General features: G+C 57.3%; 21 protein-coding genes. 3 read left to right on the forward strand and 18 right to left on the reverse strand.

Annotation, left to right across the window (positions count from 1 at the left end; all coding sequences use genetic code 11):
• Nucleotide 1: 1 nt before the first annotated feature.
• The 11 genes from gp17 to TRM7615_RS25885 all read right to left on the reverse strand — a co-directional run bounded on the left by gp17 (nt 2) and on the right by TRM7615_RS25885 (nt 7,900).
• Nucleotides 2-361: a tail completion protein gp17 gene (gene gp17 / locus TRM7615_RS05510; protein WP_108785887.1), complete on the reverse strand. Its 360-nt coding sequence runs from the start codon at nt 359-361 to the stop codon at nt 2-4.
• The gene (locus TRM7615_RS05515) at nt 361-834 is read right to left on the reverse strand and encodes a hypothetical protein (protein ID WP_108785888.1); all 474 of its coding nucleotides are present in this window, start codon (nt 832-834) and stop codon (nt 361-363) included. Before TRM7615_RS05515 ends, gp17 begins: the two co-directional genes overlap by 1 nt.
• A 6-nt stretch (nt 835-840) precedes the next feature.
• Nucleotides 841-1,161 carry a phage head closure protein gene (locus TRM7615_RS05520; protein ID WP_108785889.1) on the reverse strand — a complete coding sequence of 107 codons (321 nt, stop codon included), beginning with the start codon at nt 1,159-1,161 and terminating at the stop codon, nt 841-843.
• A 24-nt stretch (nt 1,162-1,185) separates the two neighbouring features.
• Nucleotides 1,186-1,776: a head-tail connector protein gene (locus TRM7615_RS05525; RefSeq protein ID WP_108785890.1), complete on the reverse strand. Its 591-nt coding sequence runs from the start codon at nt 1,774-1,776 to the stop codon at nt 1,186-1,188.
• Between the two features lie 13 nt (nt 1,777-1,789).
• Nucleotides 1,790-2,029 (reverse strand): hypothetical protein, encoded by a 240-nt coding sequence (locus tag TRM7615_RS05530; RefSeq protein WP_108785891.1) that lies wholly within the window; start codon nt 2,027-2,029, stop codon nt 1,790-1,792.
• 65 nt (nt 2,030-2,094) lie between these two features.
• Complete coding sequence (locus TRM7615_RS05535) at nt 2,095-3,294, reverse strand: phage major capsid protein (RefSeq protein WP_108785892.1); 1,200 nt, start codon at nt 3,292-3,294, stop codon at nt 2,095-2,097.
• 38 nt (nt 3,295-3,332) lie between these two features.
• Nucleotides 3,333-3,992 (reverse strand): HK97 family phage prohead protease, encoded by a 660-nt coding sequence (locus TRM7615_RS05540; RefSeq protein WP_108785893.1) that lies wholly within the window; start codon nt 3,990-3,992, stop codon nt 3,333-3,335.
• Nucleotides 3,992-5,197, reverse strand: coding sequence for a phage portal protein (locus TRM7615_RS05545; protein WP_108785894.1), 1,206 nt, complete (start codon nt 5,195-5,197; stop codon nt 3,992-3,994). The genes TRM7615_RS05540 and TRM7615_RS05545 overlap by 1 nt, the downstream gene beginning before the upstream one ends.
• Nucleotides 5,197-6,996: a terminase large subunit gene (locus TRM7615_RS05550; protein WP_108785895.1), complete on the reverse strand. Its 1,800-nt coding sequence runs from the start codon at nt 6,994-6,996 to the stop codon at nt 5,197-5,199. The genes TRM7615_RS05545 and TRM7615_RS05550 overlap by 1 nt, the downstream gene beginning before the upstream one ends.
• The gene (locus TRM7615_RS05555; RefSeq protein WP_108785896.1) at nt 6,993-7,442 is read right to left on the reverse strand and encodes a hypothetical protein; all 450 of its coding nucleotides are present in this window, start codon (nt 7,440-7,442) and stop codon (nt 6,993-6,995) included. The genes TRM7615_RS05550 and TRM7615_RS05555 overlap by 4 nt, the downstream gene beginning before the upstream one ends.
• A gap of 59 nt (nt 7,443-7,501) precedes the next feature.
• On the reverse strand, nt 7,502-7,900 hold the full coding sequence (locus tag TRM7615_RS25885; protein ID WP_108785897.1) for a DUF8602 domain-containing protein: 399 nt from the start codon (nt 7,898-7,900) through the stop codon (nt 7,502-7,504).
• A 323-nt stretch (nt 7,901-8,223) separates the two neighbouring features.
• Between TRM7615_RS25885 and TRM7615_RS05565 the strand changes: the two genes are divergently transcribed.
• Genes TRM7615_RS05565 through TRM7615_RS05575 form a run of 3 tightly spaced genes read left to right on the forward strand, consistent with a single transcriptional unit; the run spans nt 8,224 to nt 12,980 of the window.
• Nucleotides 8,224-10,089: a hypothetical protein gene (locus TRM7615_RS05565; protein WP_125133645.1), complete on the forward strand. Its 1,866-nt coding sequence runs from the start codon at nt 8,224-8,226 to the stop codon at nt 10,087-10,089.
• The gene (locus TRM7615_RS05570) at nt 10,083-10,460 is read left to right on the forward strand and encodes a hypothetical protein (protein ID WP_165821368.1); all 378 of its coding nucleotides are present in this window, start codon (nt 10,083-10,085) and stop codon (nt 10,458-10,460) included. Before TRM7615_RS05565 ends, TRM7615_RS05570 begins: the two co-directional genes overlap by 7 nt.
• A 3-nt stretch (nt 10,461-10,463) precedes the next feature.
• Nucleotides 10,464-12,980, forward strand: a complete 2,517-nt coding sequence (locus TRM7615_RS05575; protein WP_108785900.1) for an Hsp70 family protein — start codon at nt 10,464-10,466, stop codon at nt 12,978-12,980.
• A gap of 248 nt (nt 12,981-13,228) precedes the next feature.
• Here TRM7615_RS05575 and TRM7615_RS05580 read toward each other — a convergent pair whose 3' ends face one another.
• The 7 genes from TRM7615_RS05580 to TRM7615_RS05600 all read right to left on the reverse strand — a co-directional run bounded on the left by TRM7615_RS05580 (nt 13,229) and on the right by TRM7615_RS05600 (nt 16,599).
• The gene (locus tag TRM7615_RS05580) at nt 13,229-13,891 is read right to left on the reverse strand and encodes a hypothetical protein (RefSeq protein WP_108785901.1); all 663 of its coding nucleotides are present in this window, start codon (nt 13,889-13,891) and stop codon (nt 13,229-13,231) included.
• Between the two features lie 8 nt (nt 13,892-13,899).
• Nucleotides 13,900-14,493, reverse strand: a complete 594-nt coding sequence (locus TRM7615_RS05585; RefSeq protein WP_108785902.1) for a hypothetical protein — start codon at nt 14,491-14,493, stop codon at nt 13,900-13,902.
• 195 nt (nt 14,494-14,688) lie between these two features.
• Nucleotides 14,689-15,339, reverse strand: a complete 651-nt coding sequence (locus TRM7615_RS05590; protein ID WP_108785903.1) for a hypothetical protein — start codon at nt 15,337-15,339, stop codon at nt 14,689-14,691.
• Nucleotides 15,336-15,749, reverse strand: coding sequence for a helix-turn-helix domain-containing protein (locus TRM7615_RS05595; protein ID WP_165821369.1), 414 nt, complete (start codon nt 15,747-15,749; stop codon nt 15,336-15,338). Before TRM7615_RS05595 ends, TRM7615_RS05590 begins: the two co-directional genes overlap by 4 nt.
• Nucleotides 15,736-15,948: a hypothetical protein gene (locus tag TRM7615_RS25890; protein ID WP_165821370.1), complete on the reverse strand. Its 213-nt coding sequence runs from the start codon at nt 15,946-15,948 to the stop codon at nt 15,736-15,738. The genes TRM7615_RS05595 and TRM7615_RS25890 overlap by 14 nt, the downstream gene beginning before the upstream one ends.
• Nucleotides 15,941-16,114: a protein Asterix gene (locus tag TRM7615_RS25485; protein ID WP_165821371.1), complete on the reverse strand. Its 174-nt coding sequence runs from the start codon at nt 16,112-16,114 to the stop codon at nt 15,941-15,943. The genes TRM7615_RS25890 and TRM7615_RS25485 overlap by 8 nt, the downstream gene beginning before the upstream one ends.
• Nucleotides 16,111-16,599: a DUF1937 family protein gene (locus TRM7615_RS05600; RefSeq protein WP_108785905.1), complete on the reverse strand. Its 489-nt coding sequence runs from the start codon at nt 16,597-16,599 to the stop codon at nt 16,111-16,113. Before TRM7615_RS05600 ends, TRM7615_RS25485 begins: the two co-directional genes overlap by 4 nt.
• Between the last annotated feature and the right edge of the window lie 11 nt (nt 16,600-16,610).

Consider the following 16,610-nt stretch of genomic DNA (forward strand, 5'->3'; position numbering starts at 1 on the left):
GTCAGGCGCGGTACCGCACCTTGAAGTCCAGCGAGAACCGCCGGATTACGTCACCGTCAGCCGCCGAATGCGCCGCCCGCCGGTTAAGTTCATAACAGCGGACAATTCCGCCAGTGTTGCGGATGGCCTCCAGGGCCAGCGCGATCTGAGCCGCCGTGTCGCGCGCATCCAGATATGTCTCGGCATCCACGTTGATCTGCACCCGCGCGGTCTCGATCCCTCCACGCCCGGTCAGCGTGTGGTTTCCCGGCCCGCTGATCTGCTGCAACGAGATCTGGGGATATGGCTGTTCCTCGTCAAACACCCCCCAAACCACTGGATGACCCAGCGGCGACAGGACTTGAAAAAGCGTCTCTTCCATCAGCTCGCCGCCTTCGCCGCCCGGCGCGCCGCCCGCGCCAGGGTCTTTTCAATCTCTGACCAGACCTCTGCGCGCAGGATCTTCAACATGCGCGCCCGGTTCTTGTCCCAGGCGGGCCGCATGAAAGGGTCAGCCATGACCGCCCCCGTGAACTTGCCCGATTTGTGATAACGAGGCCCGGTGCCAAACTCGATCAAATGGGCATGCGGTGCCCCGCGTCCCTCATCATCCATCGGCCCGACATAGAGCGCGACTTTGGTGCGCCCCTGATCCCTGCGCGCCTGCGCCTTCTGGCGTGGCGTCAACTTGCTGGCGATCGCGATCTCAAAGGGGGACGCCGCTGCATCATGTGCCACGGGCCGCAAGGATTTCTTCATCGCCCGGCGCACCACCCCCTTGGCGGTGCCCCGCTTCATACCGGCCAGCGCGCGTTCGATGTCGCCCGCGCCCTCGATCTTCATCTTGACTGACATAGGCCCTCACTTCGTCCAGGCGGAAATCTCGATCCAGCGACGACGCCCAAGGGTTTTCACCCCTGTGATCTGCCATTCGCGACCGTCGAACATCAGCCGATCATCGCCCGTGATCGCAGCCATGCTCGCGCTGTATCGCACCACAAACCGCGCGGCGCTGACCCCTTCGACATGCCCGCCCCGCATCCGTTCACCATCGCTGACAGGCGAGTATGCCGCCCATACCTTGGGACCATCATCGAACCCTTTGAGCGGTTCGCCCAAAGCGTTCTTGCCTGCCTGCCGTGTTCGCAGAACAATCAGGCTGTCCAGATTTCCGATGTTCATAAATACAGCCCTAAAAGCGCCAAACTAGACGGCAAATCTACGGTATCGAGCGGTCAACCGGTCGACCCCCAGCTGAAGTTCTGAAGTGACTGCACCCTCAATTTCCGCCTGACGGTTCTCAAAGAAATGCGCCAACAACAGCTTTGCAGCCTGCTTGATGTCCGCGGGCACAGAAGCAACGTCGACCCATCCTGCAGTAAACAGAACCTCGACGGCATCGGGTCGATCAGCCAACGGTGGACACTCAAATGAAGCCAGCAGCACCACTTGAGAAAGCCGTCCTGCGCGCCTCACCACGTAGTGTTCGGCCGGAACAACCTGGGCCCCGCCGACCATGGGCAGGTAGCGCATCTCATCGACGGAAGAGATGCGCGGGAACGGCAGACGCAGAAGCTTGGGAGTGAACCCGCTGGCCTTCACAGACCAGTGCTGTGCCACCATTGGAAAGCCCAATCCGCCAAACCCATCCTCGTCCACATCGAGGAATGAAGAGGCCGCAGCGATGGCTTGCTGAATGTCGGCGTCATGATCCCCACCGATGATCCGCAGATGATCGCGGGCCTCATCGAGGCTCACCAGATCCAAAGTCGCGCCGCTCTGCCGTTTTAACCACATCGCTCAGCCCCGCTTAAGTCGCCTTGGCGTTTTCAGGCTTCTGCGCCTTGTTGGACGCAGGCGTGTCGGATTTGTTCTCGACCGTGGGTTCGGACTTCTCGCCCTCGGACTGAGCTGCGCCATCATTGTCGGACGGATCGACCAAAGTGCCGCTTGCGACCAGATGCGCAACACTGTTCGGCTTTGCGTCGCGGGTGTCGCCCACGTCGTACCACTTGTCACCCTGATGCGGGCGCATGACTTTGTATTCCATCGGATTGTCCTCTCTCAAAGAAAAAGGGGCGCGAACGCCCCTCGTTTGGTTACTGCGTCGGCGGATCAGGCCACGCGGTCGAAGTCGCCGTAGATGAAGGTCTCAGGACGATAAACCGCCAGCGCCAATCGTTCTTCTGCGAGGATGGTCACCTTGTTCCGGGTGAAGTCATCATTCTGGAAACCGGTCTCGATGCGGGAAGCCCACTGGTCAAAAATCTGAGCCCCCATGTCAAACGCACCAACCAGCACCTTGTCCACGGTCATTGCGGGCGTGGCCACAACAGGCAGGCCCCAAAGCGTAGGTGCAAGACTTCCCTGCGGATTGCCGATGATGTAGCGGCCTTCGCTGTCTTTCAGGGTTTCGATAAACGCCCAATCGGTTGGGTGCAGGACAATGCCCGTAGCCGGGTACTCGGCCAGAACCGCCTGAAGCGCCATATAGCGGATCCGATCGATCGATGTGCCGGCCGGGAAACCAGCCGGAGCCGCATAGGCCGTAGCCTGCGGAACAATGCCATTCAGGTTTTCGCCGGTCCCGTCACCAAAGAGCAACTGCAGTTCTTCTTTGAAAGCCAAACCATAAAGCAGGCGATTGTCGATGATGGACCGGATCTGCGCCACATCGGACAGGGTTTGCTTCGAGGTGCGCATCCAATGCGCGATTACTTTGGTACGGGTCTGCACTTCTTCGATGGAGAAGTCAGATTGCGGTTTCAAACCGCCCTCAGCCACCATATCGGCGTTGTTCGCAAAACCGGTCTCACGGTCATAGTCGATCAGCGAACTATCGGTTTGACCCGGCATCAGAAGACCACGGATGGTCATCCGACGCTGTGGCAGCGGCTGAATACCTGGCAGATGTGTCGAATGCACAGCGGCACCAAGTCCACCCGCACCGCCAGTTGTGGTTGTCAGATCCGCCTTGACTTCCAGCGACGCGCTGTCGCCTTTGCGCGGATTGTCCTGGAAGGTTTTGAATTCGTCGCATTCGACAAACTGGGCGCCGACCGACTTCTGCTGATCCGCACCATCATCGCCGCCGCGATCCAGCTTCTGCTCCAACTCTTCGAGCTTGGCTTTGACGCCGTTCATTCCGGTCAATGCCTCGTCCGCGTCATTCTTCGCCTTCTGGCTCAGTTTCTCGCCAGACTCAGCCTTGCCACGCGCGTCCTCGGCAATCTCTTTCAGCTTGTCGAACTGCTTGTCGAACGCAGCTTTGGTTTCCGCTGCCAGCTCGGCAGCCGATTTCGTTTCACCCGACATGGGATCTCTCCTGATTTCTGTTCAGATTGGAGGGCTTTTCACCCGTTGAGAGCAGTGAAGAACGCCACCGCCTCAGTCTCCGCAACGGCAGGATCCCCCTGCCCTTTCAGGTGGATGCGCGCGGCACGCTCCGCCTGTGAGTTCGAAAGGCCAACTCCCTTGACCAGTTTTCCGAACTCCCGCTCAGTCAGCCGATCCCCGGCCTTGAGCTTGTTCAACACCTCTTCCGGCACGTCCGTCTTGGCCGACACACGCGCGCTCGTCAGCATCGGGAACGTCACCAGCGAGACCTCCCACAGGTCCAGCTCGGTCAACACCCGGACGCCATTGTCTTCCTTGTGGGCCTTTATCGTCCGGTACCCAATCGAAAGACCATCCACCGATCCCGCCTTGATCAGGGCAATCGCTTCGCGCCCTTTGGTGACTTCGTTCAGGATCCGGCCCTTGACCCAGAGGCCCCTGTCATCTTCGCGCACCTCTTCCCAGACGCCAATCGGGTGGCCGGGATCATGCTGCCACAGCATTTTGACCTTCCGCTCGTCAGAGGCCAACTTTACCAGGCTCGCCTTGTACGCCCCGCTGGCGACCATATCACCGCCACCGTCCACTTCCCCGAACAGGCTCGCATAGCCTTCGATTGCACCGTTCTCAGAAACGGTTTTCAAGTCTACGGCCAGCTCCTTGGTTTCGAGCGTCATCACGCTTCTCCTGTTTCAGTGATTGGAATGTTCTGCATCTGCAAGCGCACCACATCGCCACCCTCGACCGGCGGCTGGTTTTCCAAAGCCCGAACCTCATTGATGGTCAGGCCACCGATCTGGCTCATGATCTGGTAGTATGCCGCCCGGCTGGCGGGATCTCCGCGCAATAGACCGTCCATGTTGATACGCGCTGAGAACCCCGCCGCCCGGTCCTCTGGCGTGAGAAGCTGTTTGCGCACGGCCTGTTCAATCCGCTTCACGCGCCGCCGCAGATAGAACTTGGTGAACATCAGAACCTGCTGGTCAACGCTGGTTGGCCAGGCCGTTGAAGAACCAGCATGACCAATCAAGGCAGGTGGCACCTGAAAGAACCGGCAAATCTCTTCGACTGAAAACTGCCGCGTTTCCAGCATTTGTGCATCTTCGGGCGAAACGCTGATTGGCGAAAACTCCATGCCTCCCTCAGCAATGAAGGGCTTTCCGCTGTTCGCAGCACCAATGTACTTGTCCGCAATGCCATCAACGACGGCACGCTCAGTTTCACTCAACCAGTCGCTGAAAGTGAGCACCCCACCAGGACGCATCCCATTCTCAAACGTACTGGCAGCGGCCTGCTCTGCAGCGAGCGCCGCCGTAAACGTTCGGCTGCCAAATTGCAGAGTGGACATTCCGCCAAGAGCGTTGCCGCCCGGTCCACGAACATGGAACACGTCGCGATCCAACCGGGTGAACGCCTTGCCATCGCTGGTCCAACGATACTCGATCCGGCCATTGCTCAAACGCCGCACTGACATTGCATCCGGTTGAATCGGATAGAGCGCTTTGATCACGCCGCGACTGTCCCGCGACACATCCGCATAGCAGTTTCCGCGCAACTCAAGCGACAGGTTCATGAAGTCCCAGAAATCCAAAGCTGTCTGGTCGAAGTTCGGGCTTTCATAGATCACCTTGTGCAGCGGATGCGCGCCCGCCACTTTCGGGAACCCGGCATCATCCCGCTGTACAATTTCAAACGGCAGCGACGACAAGGTGCCGCTGATCAGGTTCGAGCAGGCCCAGACCGCCGAAAGCCCCATGCTGGATCGTGGCGTGACGCGCTCGGCTGACGCGTCCGAATGGCCGCGCCTGTCCGTCCATTTCACCGAGTCAGACAACTTCACCTGCAGACCAAAAGCAGACAGCGCCTTGTGCAAAATTCCCATCAAGTTGCTCCTAGCGATGCAAAGAAGCTGCTGCGACGCTCTTTGCTGTCATCGTCTTCCTCTGCCTGGCACAGCGGCCAAAGCGCGTTGATCGCAGCATCGATCCCGTCGATCTTGTCTTCCGGTGCCAGCTTGGTCGGAAATATGTAGTCCCCGCCCGGCACCTGCTTCAGCAGCGTGTTGCCCGCCATCCAGGTCAGCACCTGATTGCCATCGTGCAGAAACCTGTGATCATCCACTGCGGCAATCAGCTTGTTGAACGGCTCATTTGTGTTTGCCGCGCGTTTGCGCAGCTCCACCGCCAAAATTCCGGCCGCATCCCACGTCGCCGCCATCTGTTGCGCAAACTGCGCGTCATAGACCACCATTTCCACGTCGAAGGCGGGCAGATCGCCCCAGCCCCATTCGTTTCGCGGATCATGGTCCGCACCATGGCCACAGAGCTGCATCACCAGCGCTTCGACCAACCGCAGATCCAGTTCCGCGCCCGGCGTTGTCGTGATCAGGCCCTTGCTGGCCCACCCCCACAGGTGCTCATTGCCCGGCGCATCCACGACTTTCTGCGGCAAACAATGCCAACTGAAGGCGGTCATCGGCCCCTTTGCCGGGTCACTTTCGTCTGGAAAGACCACCACCACGCTTGAAGGGTCATGGCGGGTCGCCAGGTCAACGCCGATGTAACAGCGCCGCCCGGCAAAATGTTCGATCCTCAGCGACGTGTCTTCACCAGCGCGCCACCCTTCCATGTCGATGGCGGACGCACCCACGCTGGTCCAGATGTCCAGATGTTTGCGCAGGAATTCACCCATCGCCGCCGGGCTGGCCGCTGCTTTTTTCCATTCGTCCTGCATGTATTGCAACGATTTGGCTGCATGCAGGGACGGGTTGGCTTTTTCCCAGGCGATAGGATCGCCCGGATCATCACCCTCATCGGCCTCAAAAATCAGCCCGAAATAGCTGTCATCCTCGAAAGTGCCATCCAAAATTCGCTGCAGATACTTCCGCTGCTCATAGCAGATCCCCGCAGTGTTATAGCCCGCCGTGGTGATCGCAATCAGCAGCGGCTGTTCGCGGGCCCCCAGGGCGCTGGCCATTGAATCCCAAACGTCGCGCTTTTCGTGCTCATGCAATTCATCGACAATCGCACAATGCGGGTTCTTGCCATCCTTCGACTTGGTTTGGCTGGCGACCGCCTGGAACAGCGCCGCCGGATCTCCGGTCTTGATCTTGTGTTCTTCGACATGCAGCCCCAGAACCTCGTCCAAGGCCATACCGCCAACCTGCCCCGACAGGGCCATGACCCGCGCCGCGTCAAAGACAATCCGCGCCTGATGGGTCGAAGCGGCTGCGGAATAGACCTTTGCCCCCGGCTCGCCATCCACGGTCAGGAAATAGAGACCAACGCCAGCCAGCAAGGTTGATTTGCCGTTCTTTCGAGGCACTTCGACATAGGCGGTACGGAACCGGCGAACGCCCGTGACCATGTGACGCCAACCTCCGATCTGACTGATCAGAAACGCCTGCCACCCCAGAAGAGTGATGGTTTCGCCGCGCGCCGCCCAAGCGCCTTCGATGTGCGGCAACGCCTCCATGAACGCGCACATGTGTTCCGCCGCCTCCATGTCAAAGACATAAGGGAACTGGTCTGTGCCGGCGCGTTTCAGATCGGCCCGGAACCGCTTGCAGGCCTGCTTTGCCCGTTTGCAGCTTGGCCGCTTGTTCGACAGAACGTCCTCGACCCAATCGAGCGCGCGATCCACAATGGGTGTCTCGACCTGCACTGCTGCCGCCGCGCTCATTGACCGCCGCTACCTCTACGCTGGAAGGTCTGAAACGGTGTGACGTTACCTTTCGGCTGGGTGTCGCCACCGCCGAACAAATCGTCCAGGAAGCTGGTCTGCGCCCCGTTGCCATTCTTGGAACGGGCATAGGGTGTCGCCAGCAGCTCACGCTGTAGACCCATGATCTTGTTTTCGTGAAACGCCCGGCGCTGTTCGTCGCCGGACAGGTACTTGTCCTTGGTCGCGGTGAAGTCGGCCTTGTCAATCTTGCGCGACAGGCGATCATGCGCCGCCATATGCAGGCCCCAAAGGCAGACCAGTCGGAAAACCGGCTCATCGATCACCTTCTCGCGCTTTGTCGCGGTCAACATCGCCAACGCGTGTTTTTCCTCTTCAGCGCCGAAGTGTTCAGGCCAACCACCCAAGAGGGCAATCAACTGCTCAAGACTGTTCAGATCGGGCATACCCCCCCCTCTAAAATTACACGCGGAAAAATCTGATTACCCCCGCCGGTCCCGGGCATTCAGGCTGTGGACTTTTGATCCCCCCCACCTGCGCGCCGCTCGGCCCGTTGTTTCTTGGTGTCGTGGCAGGACTTGCACAACGACTGCAATTCACCGAACCAGAACAAGCCGTGATCACCATTGTGCGGGACAACATGGTCCGCGATGGTGGCCAACCGCTTCGAATGCTCCGGGCACATCACACACAACGGTTCCGCTGCGAGCTGCCGAGCCCGCCGCCCGTTCGGGCCGCACCATGCTTTGCGTTTGTACCACTTGCGATAGGGAATACTGGCCCGCTTTGCGTCCGCAGGCCGATCCCGGTCCCTCTTGTTCTGCACCGCGTGGGCTTCACAGTAAGCCGACCCAAGGTCGACCAGCCGGGAACAGCCTGGGTGCGCGCAGGGTTTCTTCGGCATCGCACCCTCTTGGACGTTAGCAGGTCACCAACGCAAAAGCGCCCGACAGGGTTTCCTGCGGGCGCAATTCGGTCGAGGGCAAGATGTCAACAGAGTGACTTTCAAGTCAAGCCTTATTTCAGCAGTCAGCCCAAAGCGGTCATGTCTGTCTTGCACGTCGGGCGGGGAGCCGACGTTCGCTGTTAGAGCAAAGGAGCAGCTATCGTTTACCACAAGCGGACTTTCTTCTTACTCTTCTGAAAATTGATAACTACGGCTTTAGTTCTCGGTGAAACTGAGCCACTATCCCTTTATTGGAAGACGAAATGGGTTTGGAGTACTTGATGGATAACGGATGTTTAGACCTTACTAGTAGCGCGTTTCATATTTTGAAAGCAGGCTACGACGCGGATAGGTCAGACATCGCCGACTTAGTTGAAGATGCCGAGTTTGATGAGGTTTTCGAGCCCCAAAAAATCCAACGCGCACAGCAAAGCCTATTGGCCCCAAATGCTCGGCTCGAACAAGAAATTTCTTGGCTACCAGAGTTGAGCCAAGCTCAAACGTCCAATGTATTGAGTCTTGTCGCTTCCAGTGATCTTGAAGCGCTTATTGAAACATCAAAGCACGCCCCTGAACTGGCCAAAGCCAACATCCTTGCGCATTTTGCGGGCTCAGGAAACGTCAACGAAAATCTTTTTCATGCTCTGGTGGCCGCTTGGGATGAGATTGATGAAGCAACCATCCTCATTTTCATTAACGAAAACCGTCAACGCGCAGGATTTCCGCGTGTTGAGCCGGAGCAGTTGCATAATGTGTTAATGGAGCTTGAAAAGAAGCATGCCAGATCGGCGGCGGTGGGGATTTGGAGCTTGGACCGCCCTGGTGCGGCCATGGACAGGATCGTTGAAGCCGAGCTGAGAAGGCGCCCTTCGAGCTCGTTCTTGGAGCAGTTTGTTCGCAGTTATGATACGTTAAGTGAACCTGACCTGGTCTGCATAAGCGATGAGATCGACGAGGTCATATCGGACGCAGAAAATACCGACGCCGATCTAGCAGCGCTTGTAACAAGAGCATCTGACCTTCTGGTTCGTTGGGATGACGTGAATCAGCCGGTTCAGGTCTATGAACAGCATCAAGGCCATGAAGAAGGGCGATCAAAGCGGATCTACGAAAAATTGAGATCGCTTTGCTTGGACCTTGCCAACAATCGCAGCGAATTTACTGAAGCACGTAGGCTTTCTGAGGCTTTGTTGCGGACCTTCCCTGAGCTTGAATCCGTCGCCGAAGTCTTGAAAGGGGATGTGGCGGCACTTGAAAACTTGGACGAACAACAAAAACTACACGAGGAATACAAGCCGCTTATTGATGCGTGCGAGGCGGCTAAAACAAAGCTGCCGACACCGATTTCCACTGTCCTCAAGATATTCAAGGATACGGTATCCAAGGGGGAAGATGAACCCATTGCCTTTAACATCCTGCGCGACCTTGCATTGCACATCAACAACGATTGCAATGACCCACAGACCGCTTTCAAACTGCTTGACGGGGCTCTGACATTTGCTGGCGCTCGACCGCCTCAGGAACTTAAAAAAACGCTTGAAGAAGAGCGGGCGGTTTTGCATCGAAATTGGAAAATGAACGAGCTTGAAAAGAATTCGGGCAATTTGACCGCGATGTCGCAAACTGTGGAGGATTTGCTGAAATATGCACGTGGATCGGAGCGTGCCGAACTTCAGCAGCTAAAGACCAAACTGGATCGAAAGAGGCTCGGCAAAAAGGTGAAGTGGGGAATTTATGCCTCAATCGCAGCAGCCATAGGGTTCTTTGTGATTGCAGATGAGATGGACAGACCATCTAACCGTTCAACCTATCAGCCATCCGCTCCACGTGTCGCGACGCCAACCCCAAAGCCCGCGCCAGCGACAAGTGCGGCGGTTGAGACTATCCCGCCGGTCGGGCAGGGCCTAACACTCAATCGCTCTCAAATCCGCTACTGTGTTTTTCAGGGGCAACGGCTTGATATCATCAGAACACTGACCACAACGGACTATCAAATTGACCGTTTCAATGCGCTGATTGGCGACTTCAATTCACGATGTTCAAGTTTTCGATATAGAAGCGGTGATCTAAGCGCTGCTGAGCGCGAGGCCCGTGAAAATGCCGCTGATTTGCGAGCAGATGCAAGAAGGATCGTTTCTTCATGGTAAGCTCACCCCCTATGTCCATGAACGCTGAAAGTGTTGCGCAGTTGTGCGTTGAGTTTTGGAAATTATCAAACGCAACCAAGAAGGCTATCGAGCGCCTTCCCGAAAGTGAAAGCCGCCGATTGAAGGGCCAGTTGAACTTCTCAGATCGCCAGTTGGCTATGCTTGTCGATCAGCTCGGTTTAAAGCTGATCGATTTCGAAACGGAGGGGTTCCATGCTGGATTGGCCACTTCCGCCGATAATGCCGGAGACTATCCCGATGAAACTGATCTCTTCGTCTCAAAAACACTGGAGCCGACCGTAATGGCGGATATGAAAGTAATAAGGCTAGGACGCGTTCTCGTTGAGCCAGCCAATGGTGAAAAGGAATAAGAATTGTATCTTGGTATTGATCTCGGAACTTCGAACTCAGCAGTCGTCGGCCATATCGATGGTGCGACGCGTCTCTTCAAGACATCGGACGGCACGGATGTGTTGCCCAGTGTTATCTATCTGGACAAGCGCGGGCACAGGTTCATCGGGAAATCGGCCTATGACCGCTTGCTTTCAGCTCCGCAGAATGTCGCCCAAGGCTTCAAGCGCTCGATGGGGACCAAGAATCCGATCTCCTTTGCTGGGCAAACTTGGACGCCGGTCGAGTGTAGTGCCGAAATAATCAAAGCGCTGGTTGGTCAAGCGATGACCGAGGCTGGCAACCAGGAAGTTGAGGGCGTGGTTATCACGACCCCCGCCGCATTTAACCAAATGCAGAGCGAGGACACGATTGCCGCCGCGCGATTGGCCGGTTTGGAGAAAGTAAGCCTGTTGCAGGAACCAGTTGCCGCTGCTTTGGCCGCAATCGCACACAGCAAACAAAAGGACGGTGTTTTCTTGGTCTACGATCTCGGAGGCGGGACGTTTGACTTGGCATTGGTTATGAGCACCGCGGGCGTGGTCAACGTGATCGCTCATGAGGGCATAAACATGCTTGGTGGTCGTGACTTTGACAGAATCATTTTCGACAGCATTGTGCGGCCTTGGCTCTCACAGACCTTCAACCTTCCAGCGGATTTTCAGCGCAACGAAAAGTACAAACACCTGTCGGACGTCTGCCGCCATGCCGCAGAAAAAGCGAAGATCCAGCTTTCGGCGTCTTCGACGGCTTCGATTTTCGCGACCGAAGACGAAGTACGCGCGCCTGATGAGGACGGTGAGGAAATCTATATTTCAATCGATTTGACGAGAGAACAGATGACCCACTTGATCAAGGACCGGATTGATGACTCGATTGCTCTTTGCCGCAAGATCATCACGGCCAACGGTTTTAAGAATGACGATATCTCAAAAATCGTCCCGATTGGCGGCCCTTCAAAGATGCCTATCATCCGCGATATGTTGGAGGCAGGCCTCGCCATAGAGGTGGAAACAGGTCTTGACCCGATGACCGCTGTAGCCACCGGCGCTGCAATTTTCGCTGAAAGCCGGGAATGGACCGGTGAAAACTCTACGCAGAAAAGCGGTAAACAAAAAGAAGCGGTCACTGGTAGTGTCTCTTTGGCTCTGGCTTTCAGTTCACGCGTCGCTAGCGAAACGACCAAGGTTCGGCTGAAACCAGCGTCAGACATGCCAACTGGTCATGAGGTGGAAATCCTTGATGAAGAAGGGTCTTCGACTGGTAGGATTCCAATTGATGGGCCGCTCAGTATCAACGTGAATGTTCGCAAGAACGGCGAAAACCGTTTCAAAGTGACCGTGTTCGACCAACAGGGCAAGACCGTCGAGGATGCGTCACGCGAAATCATCATCACCCGAGCGGAAGCAAGTGCTGCAAGTGTCCCGATGACCTACACTCTGGCGGTCAAAATTCAGCATGGCTTTGTCGGATATGAGCGGAACAAATTGGAGGTTCTTGTCAAGAAGGGGACGGCGTTGCCTGCTCAGGGTAAGCAAACCTTCCGAACTGGTAAGACACTCGTCGGAGGTGAAGATGACTTCATCGCAGTCGAATTTTATGAGATGGCAGATGACATCGACACCCCAGAACACAATCTGCATATTGGTAATTTTCGCCTGAACAGTCGAGATGAATTGGAGCGCGGTGAACGGATCAATCGAGGTGATGATTTTGTCATCGATTGGAAAATGAGCGACAATGGTACGCTCAGCTTTTCGGTCGAACTGCCCTCATTGGGGCGTGTAATCGATGCTACCAACCTTTACCGATCCGAAGATGGCGGCATCAACTATGACGGCCAGCGCGGGGCAGAGGTTGCCACAACTATGCTCGCCCGCGTTGAGAGTGATTTAGACGAGCTCGAAGCGACGCTCGATGAAGATGTCGACCCAAGTGGCGATATTCGAACACGGATTGAACGCCAGCACTCGGCGCTTTCTACTTCTGTCGATGCAGACACGCATCGCTCGGTAGCCGAAGAAGCGCGTAAACTTCGACAAGAGGTGGCGTTGCTGAAGATGTCACCTGAGAACGAAGAGCGAGTGCTGGACGACGAAGTCGCAAAGGCTGAAACCTCATTCGACGAATTGCGGGACATTGCCCAGCCGGTAGATACTGAGCGGCACGACAAGCTTTTGGTGACGACCCGTCGTTCGATTCGGGAAAAGAACTATGATGCCGCGCGCAGGTCACTTGATGAGATGCAAGGCATTCGCATGAAGGTGCTCGCTGAAAGCCCTGATTTCTTGATCGAAATCTTCCGGCGCTTGGCAGAAGAGCATCACTTGGCAGTCGATGAAGCGCTTCATGCGCAATTGGTTGAAGCAGGTGTCGAGGCCGCAAAATCAGGCGACGTGGAAAGGCTACGGATGATCATAGGGCAGATGTTTGGTAATAGGGTCTCTACCGGAGCTGATGCGACTGAAATCGTAGAGCTTGCCCATCTCTTGGGGTCCTAAAATTGCGTGGTTCAAATTTAATATTGCGGCCTCACCGAACTTCCGCTTCGACGAGCCGCACCGCAGCATGATAGAAGGCCTGTTAATGTCCGGTTTGGGCCGTTCGGGCGACTTTGCAAAGATCGCTTTCTGCGCATCTCCACCGTTCGTTGGTGTTGCGCCCAACGGGAGCGGCGACAACTCAGCTGCCCCGCCCCCCAAGCCACCACGAAACAAGGTGATGCAACTTAAAGACTCCACCGGATTGGTTATTCGAGGTCGTTTCCCCACGGACGCAGAGCAGGTAAAGTTTCCGTCACGATAAACACAGTTAGATTACCCAGTATCTGAAAAGTGTTACGCAGCTCCATCAAAGCCAATCGCCATGCCAGATATTCCCGGCGACAGGCCGCAATCTCACGCGCTGTATTGGTAAAGGTGACCGGGCACCAATACCCCCAATCCTTGCCCTTAACGGAATCGGCTGGCCAACGACCACCGAGGTCGCGACAAAATTCACGGTGCGCAAACCGCCCATGCTTGGACTGCCGCCAATCCAACGGCTCACAACGCGGCTCGGCGTCGCGACGCCAATCGGGGCACTGACCAGCCCGCGCCAGCTCGGCAATCCGGATAGCCATCCGCCGACCGCCAACGCCCTCAGGCAAGACCGCCAACGCCGAGGCAACAAGCTCGGCATCATGGTGAGGGTCTGAATGACCGCCGCCGTCAACACGACACCCCAACCGGGCCCGCTCGATCATGATCCATTCCATACCGATACCAGGGCGCGCGCCGGTTTCGCGCTCGATCTCATCGAAGTCGAGGCTGGCCAGCTCCCGCTGAAACGCCCACTCGATCAACCCACGGATACTGACCTGTTGTTTGACACCGCGCTGCACCAACGAGGCCGAAGCGAGCCCAACACTCATATGCCTGCTCACGCTGCTTTCTCCCCAGCCTTGCCCTTAGCTGCAATCTGACAGCAAGTGTCGATCTGGGCTTTGCGGTTCGCCAGGAAGCGGCGGTCGGCCGGCGAAATCTCCTGATCTCTGTTTTCTCGCAACAACAGATCCTCAAATCGCACATAGGCGGGCCGCGCCTGGTTGCGCAACTTCTCAAGGGTAAGCGACTGTGGCCACTTTCCCGGGTTGGCACGAACGTAGGCCAACAACTCAGGCGCAAATCCATGCTTGAACGCTTCGTCACCCGCAGGCGAGGCCATCACCCGTCGCGCAAATGGTCCCGCATCCGTCTTGTCAGGTGGTCGGATGGTCTTCGCCGCTGCCAGCATATGAGCCGCAATTGGAAACCGATCCCGATTTGGCCCGCCCGGGTTCTTCAAGGCCCAAGCCTTCAACACAGCCAATTCCGCCTCACTCATACGGGCCAACATCTGCGCCAGGGTTCGCAGCATCGTTTCAAACGCCGCCTTTGTCAGCGTCGTTGGCCGCGCCAACCCCAACGCCAACAGCGGCTCGATCAGATGTTCCCGAACCCGCTTTTCGCCTTCTGCCTGCTCTTTGTCATCCATCGCCCTGTCCTTTTCTCAGCAATTCCGACTTATCCACACCCACTCCGCCTGATTTGGAGCGCGACCTTGCCTGTCATTTCATTTCATCTTCTTTCGTTTCCTCTCTTATGTCTGGAACTGTTCCATTCTGTGCGGAACTGTTCTGAACTGTTCCATTCTGTTCCATCTACAAACGCAGCAGATTTCCCTTTGAAATCAGATGCCCCCGCGACGTCCGCCCAAAACACCCTCGGCAGAGGCCGCTTTCAGAGCGCGCTTGATCGAATGCTCGAACTGCGGCAGACGACGCTGGCCGTTGTGGTTCTCGATCAACCACTGGTCCAACCAGGCAACAGCCCGGTCATCTGCGCAAAGCCCATCACTGCAGCCAACGGCCTTGAGTGAGGCCTTGAGACGCGTCCGACGCGCCCAGACGGCCTTGTCTTCGTTGCTGGCCTTGTGCTCCAGATGACCGCGCAGCGCGGCCTCCATCACCTCTTGCACCACGGGGTGCGCCAGGCGCACCTCCCCGTTATCACAACGCACCTTGTGCCAGTTGTAGAGGGGGTTGAACGACCGCTCGACCAACCCCATCCAGCGCTCCAATGGAAGCCCCAAGAGAAACGCCAAGTCATCGTGCTCAATCGGCAAAGTGCCCAACGGTGCCTCGCCGTGCGACTTGAAAAACAGCTCCATGCCAAAGAACCCAACCTCGGGATCTCGATAAGCCCTCTTGCGAAATCCACTGCGGTCGAACCGGTTCACATTGAACTGCAGGAAATAGTGCGAATCCAACCGCGCGGTGGACGGGATGGGATATTCCGGAAGGTCATCGACATCGACGGGCGACACAGCAACCAGGCTCATACTCCGATCCCCCGCTGCAAGCGCCCGCGACGACTGGCAAACGGCTTGCCGTGCGCGTGATTGTGACGAACAAATGCAGGGCCATCCCGGCAGACCTTTTCACGCAGCGCATTCACCTGCCGGCGGATTTCTTCATCCGCAGCCGCCTTTTCCTCGACCCTCTCGACACCGCGTTTGACCGTGGTGTGATCGCGGCCACCGAACAAGCGCCCGATGGCAGGCAAGCTCATCTTGGTATGCGCCCGCACCAGCCAATAGGCCACCTGACGCGGCCAACTGATATGGGCCGTCCGAAGCGGTCCTGACAAATCCTCGCGCGTCACCCTGAAATGAGCACACACAACCGTCAGGATCTCGTCAGCGCTCACCTGAGGCGGGTTCGCCCCCTGTATCTGGTCAGCTTCGCTCATTCTGAACCCCCTCGATATGATCAGCCATCGCCCGCAACTGCGCAGGCAAGTCATCCGGCACCGGCCCCGAGGCCAGCGGGCCGCGATCCTTGGGCCGTTGCGCCTGCGGAAACGACAATCCAAACCAAACCCCATCCTGTTCGGTGGACCGGAACGTCAGCTCGAAATGCGCCAGGGGAAGGGACGTCACATCAGCCATGCGCCACCCCCGCCCCGCGCGGCACGGGAACCGGATCTATCGGCTCAAAGCGCCAACGTTCCTCGATTCCCAAAAAGCCCGCGTAATCAACGATCAGCTCATATCCGTCCGGAGCAGGCGCAGGGCGCACATAGAACTTGGGATAGATCCAACCGCGACCGATCATCCGGCCCTCCGGATCTGCCAAACCGGCACGTTGCTTTGCAGGGCCCAACACACGTCCGCCCAAACCTCGCGCGACAAGCGCCAGCCCGGCATGGGTGGCACCACCACCGCACCCGCCGCAAACAAAAACGGGCGGGAAAACTCCGCCCAGAACGCACCGTCCAATGGGCGCAATTCATTCTCCATGTCCGCCGTCAGCATCTGACACCGCATCGCCGCGGGACAGGCCGCCGGAACATTCAACACGGCTAGCAACTTCACCCACCGCGCGGCGCGCACCTCAAAATCCAGCACCGCCAAACGGTCGAATTGGTCAAGATCGTCGCGATTGCTGCGCGCAAAGGGACAGCTCAGATAGACCAACTGGCCTTTCAGATGGTGCGCAGCGGCAGCCGTGGACGCGTCCAATCGGGCCGAGATCTGGCCGCGCTTCACAGCGCGTTCCAAGGCAGGCCAGTCAGGGGCTCGAGGAAGGTCAACCGACATGCCGAGCCTCC

It is taken from the genome of Falsiruegeria mediterranea M17, assembly GCF_900302455.1.
In the GTDB taxonomy this organism is placed as follows: domain Bacteria; phylum Pseudomonadota; class Alphaproteobacteria; order Rhodobacterales; family Rhodobacteraceae; genus Falsiruegeria; species Falsiruegeria mediterranea.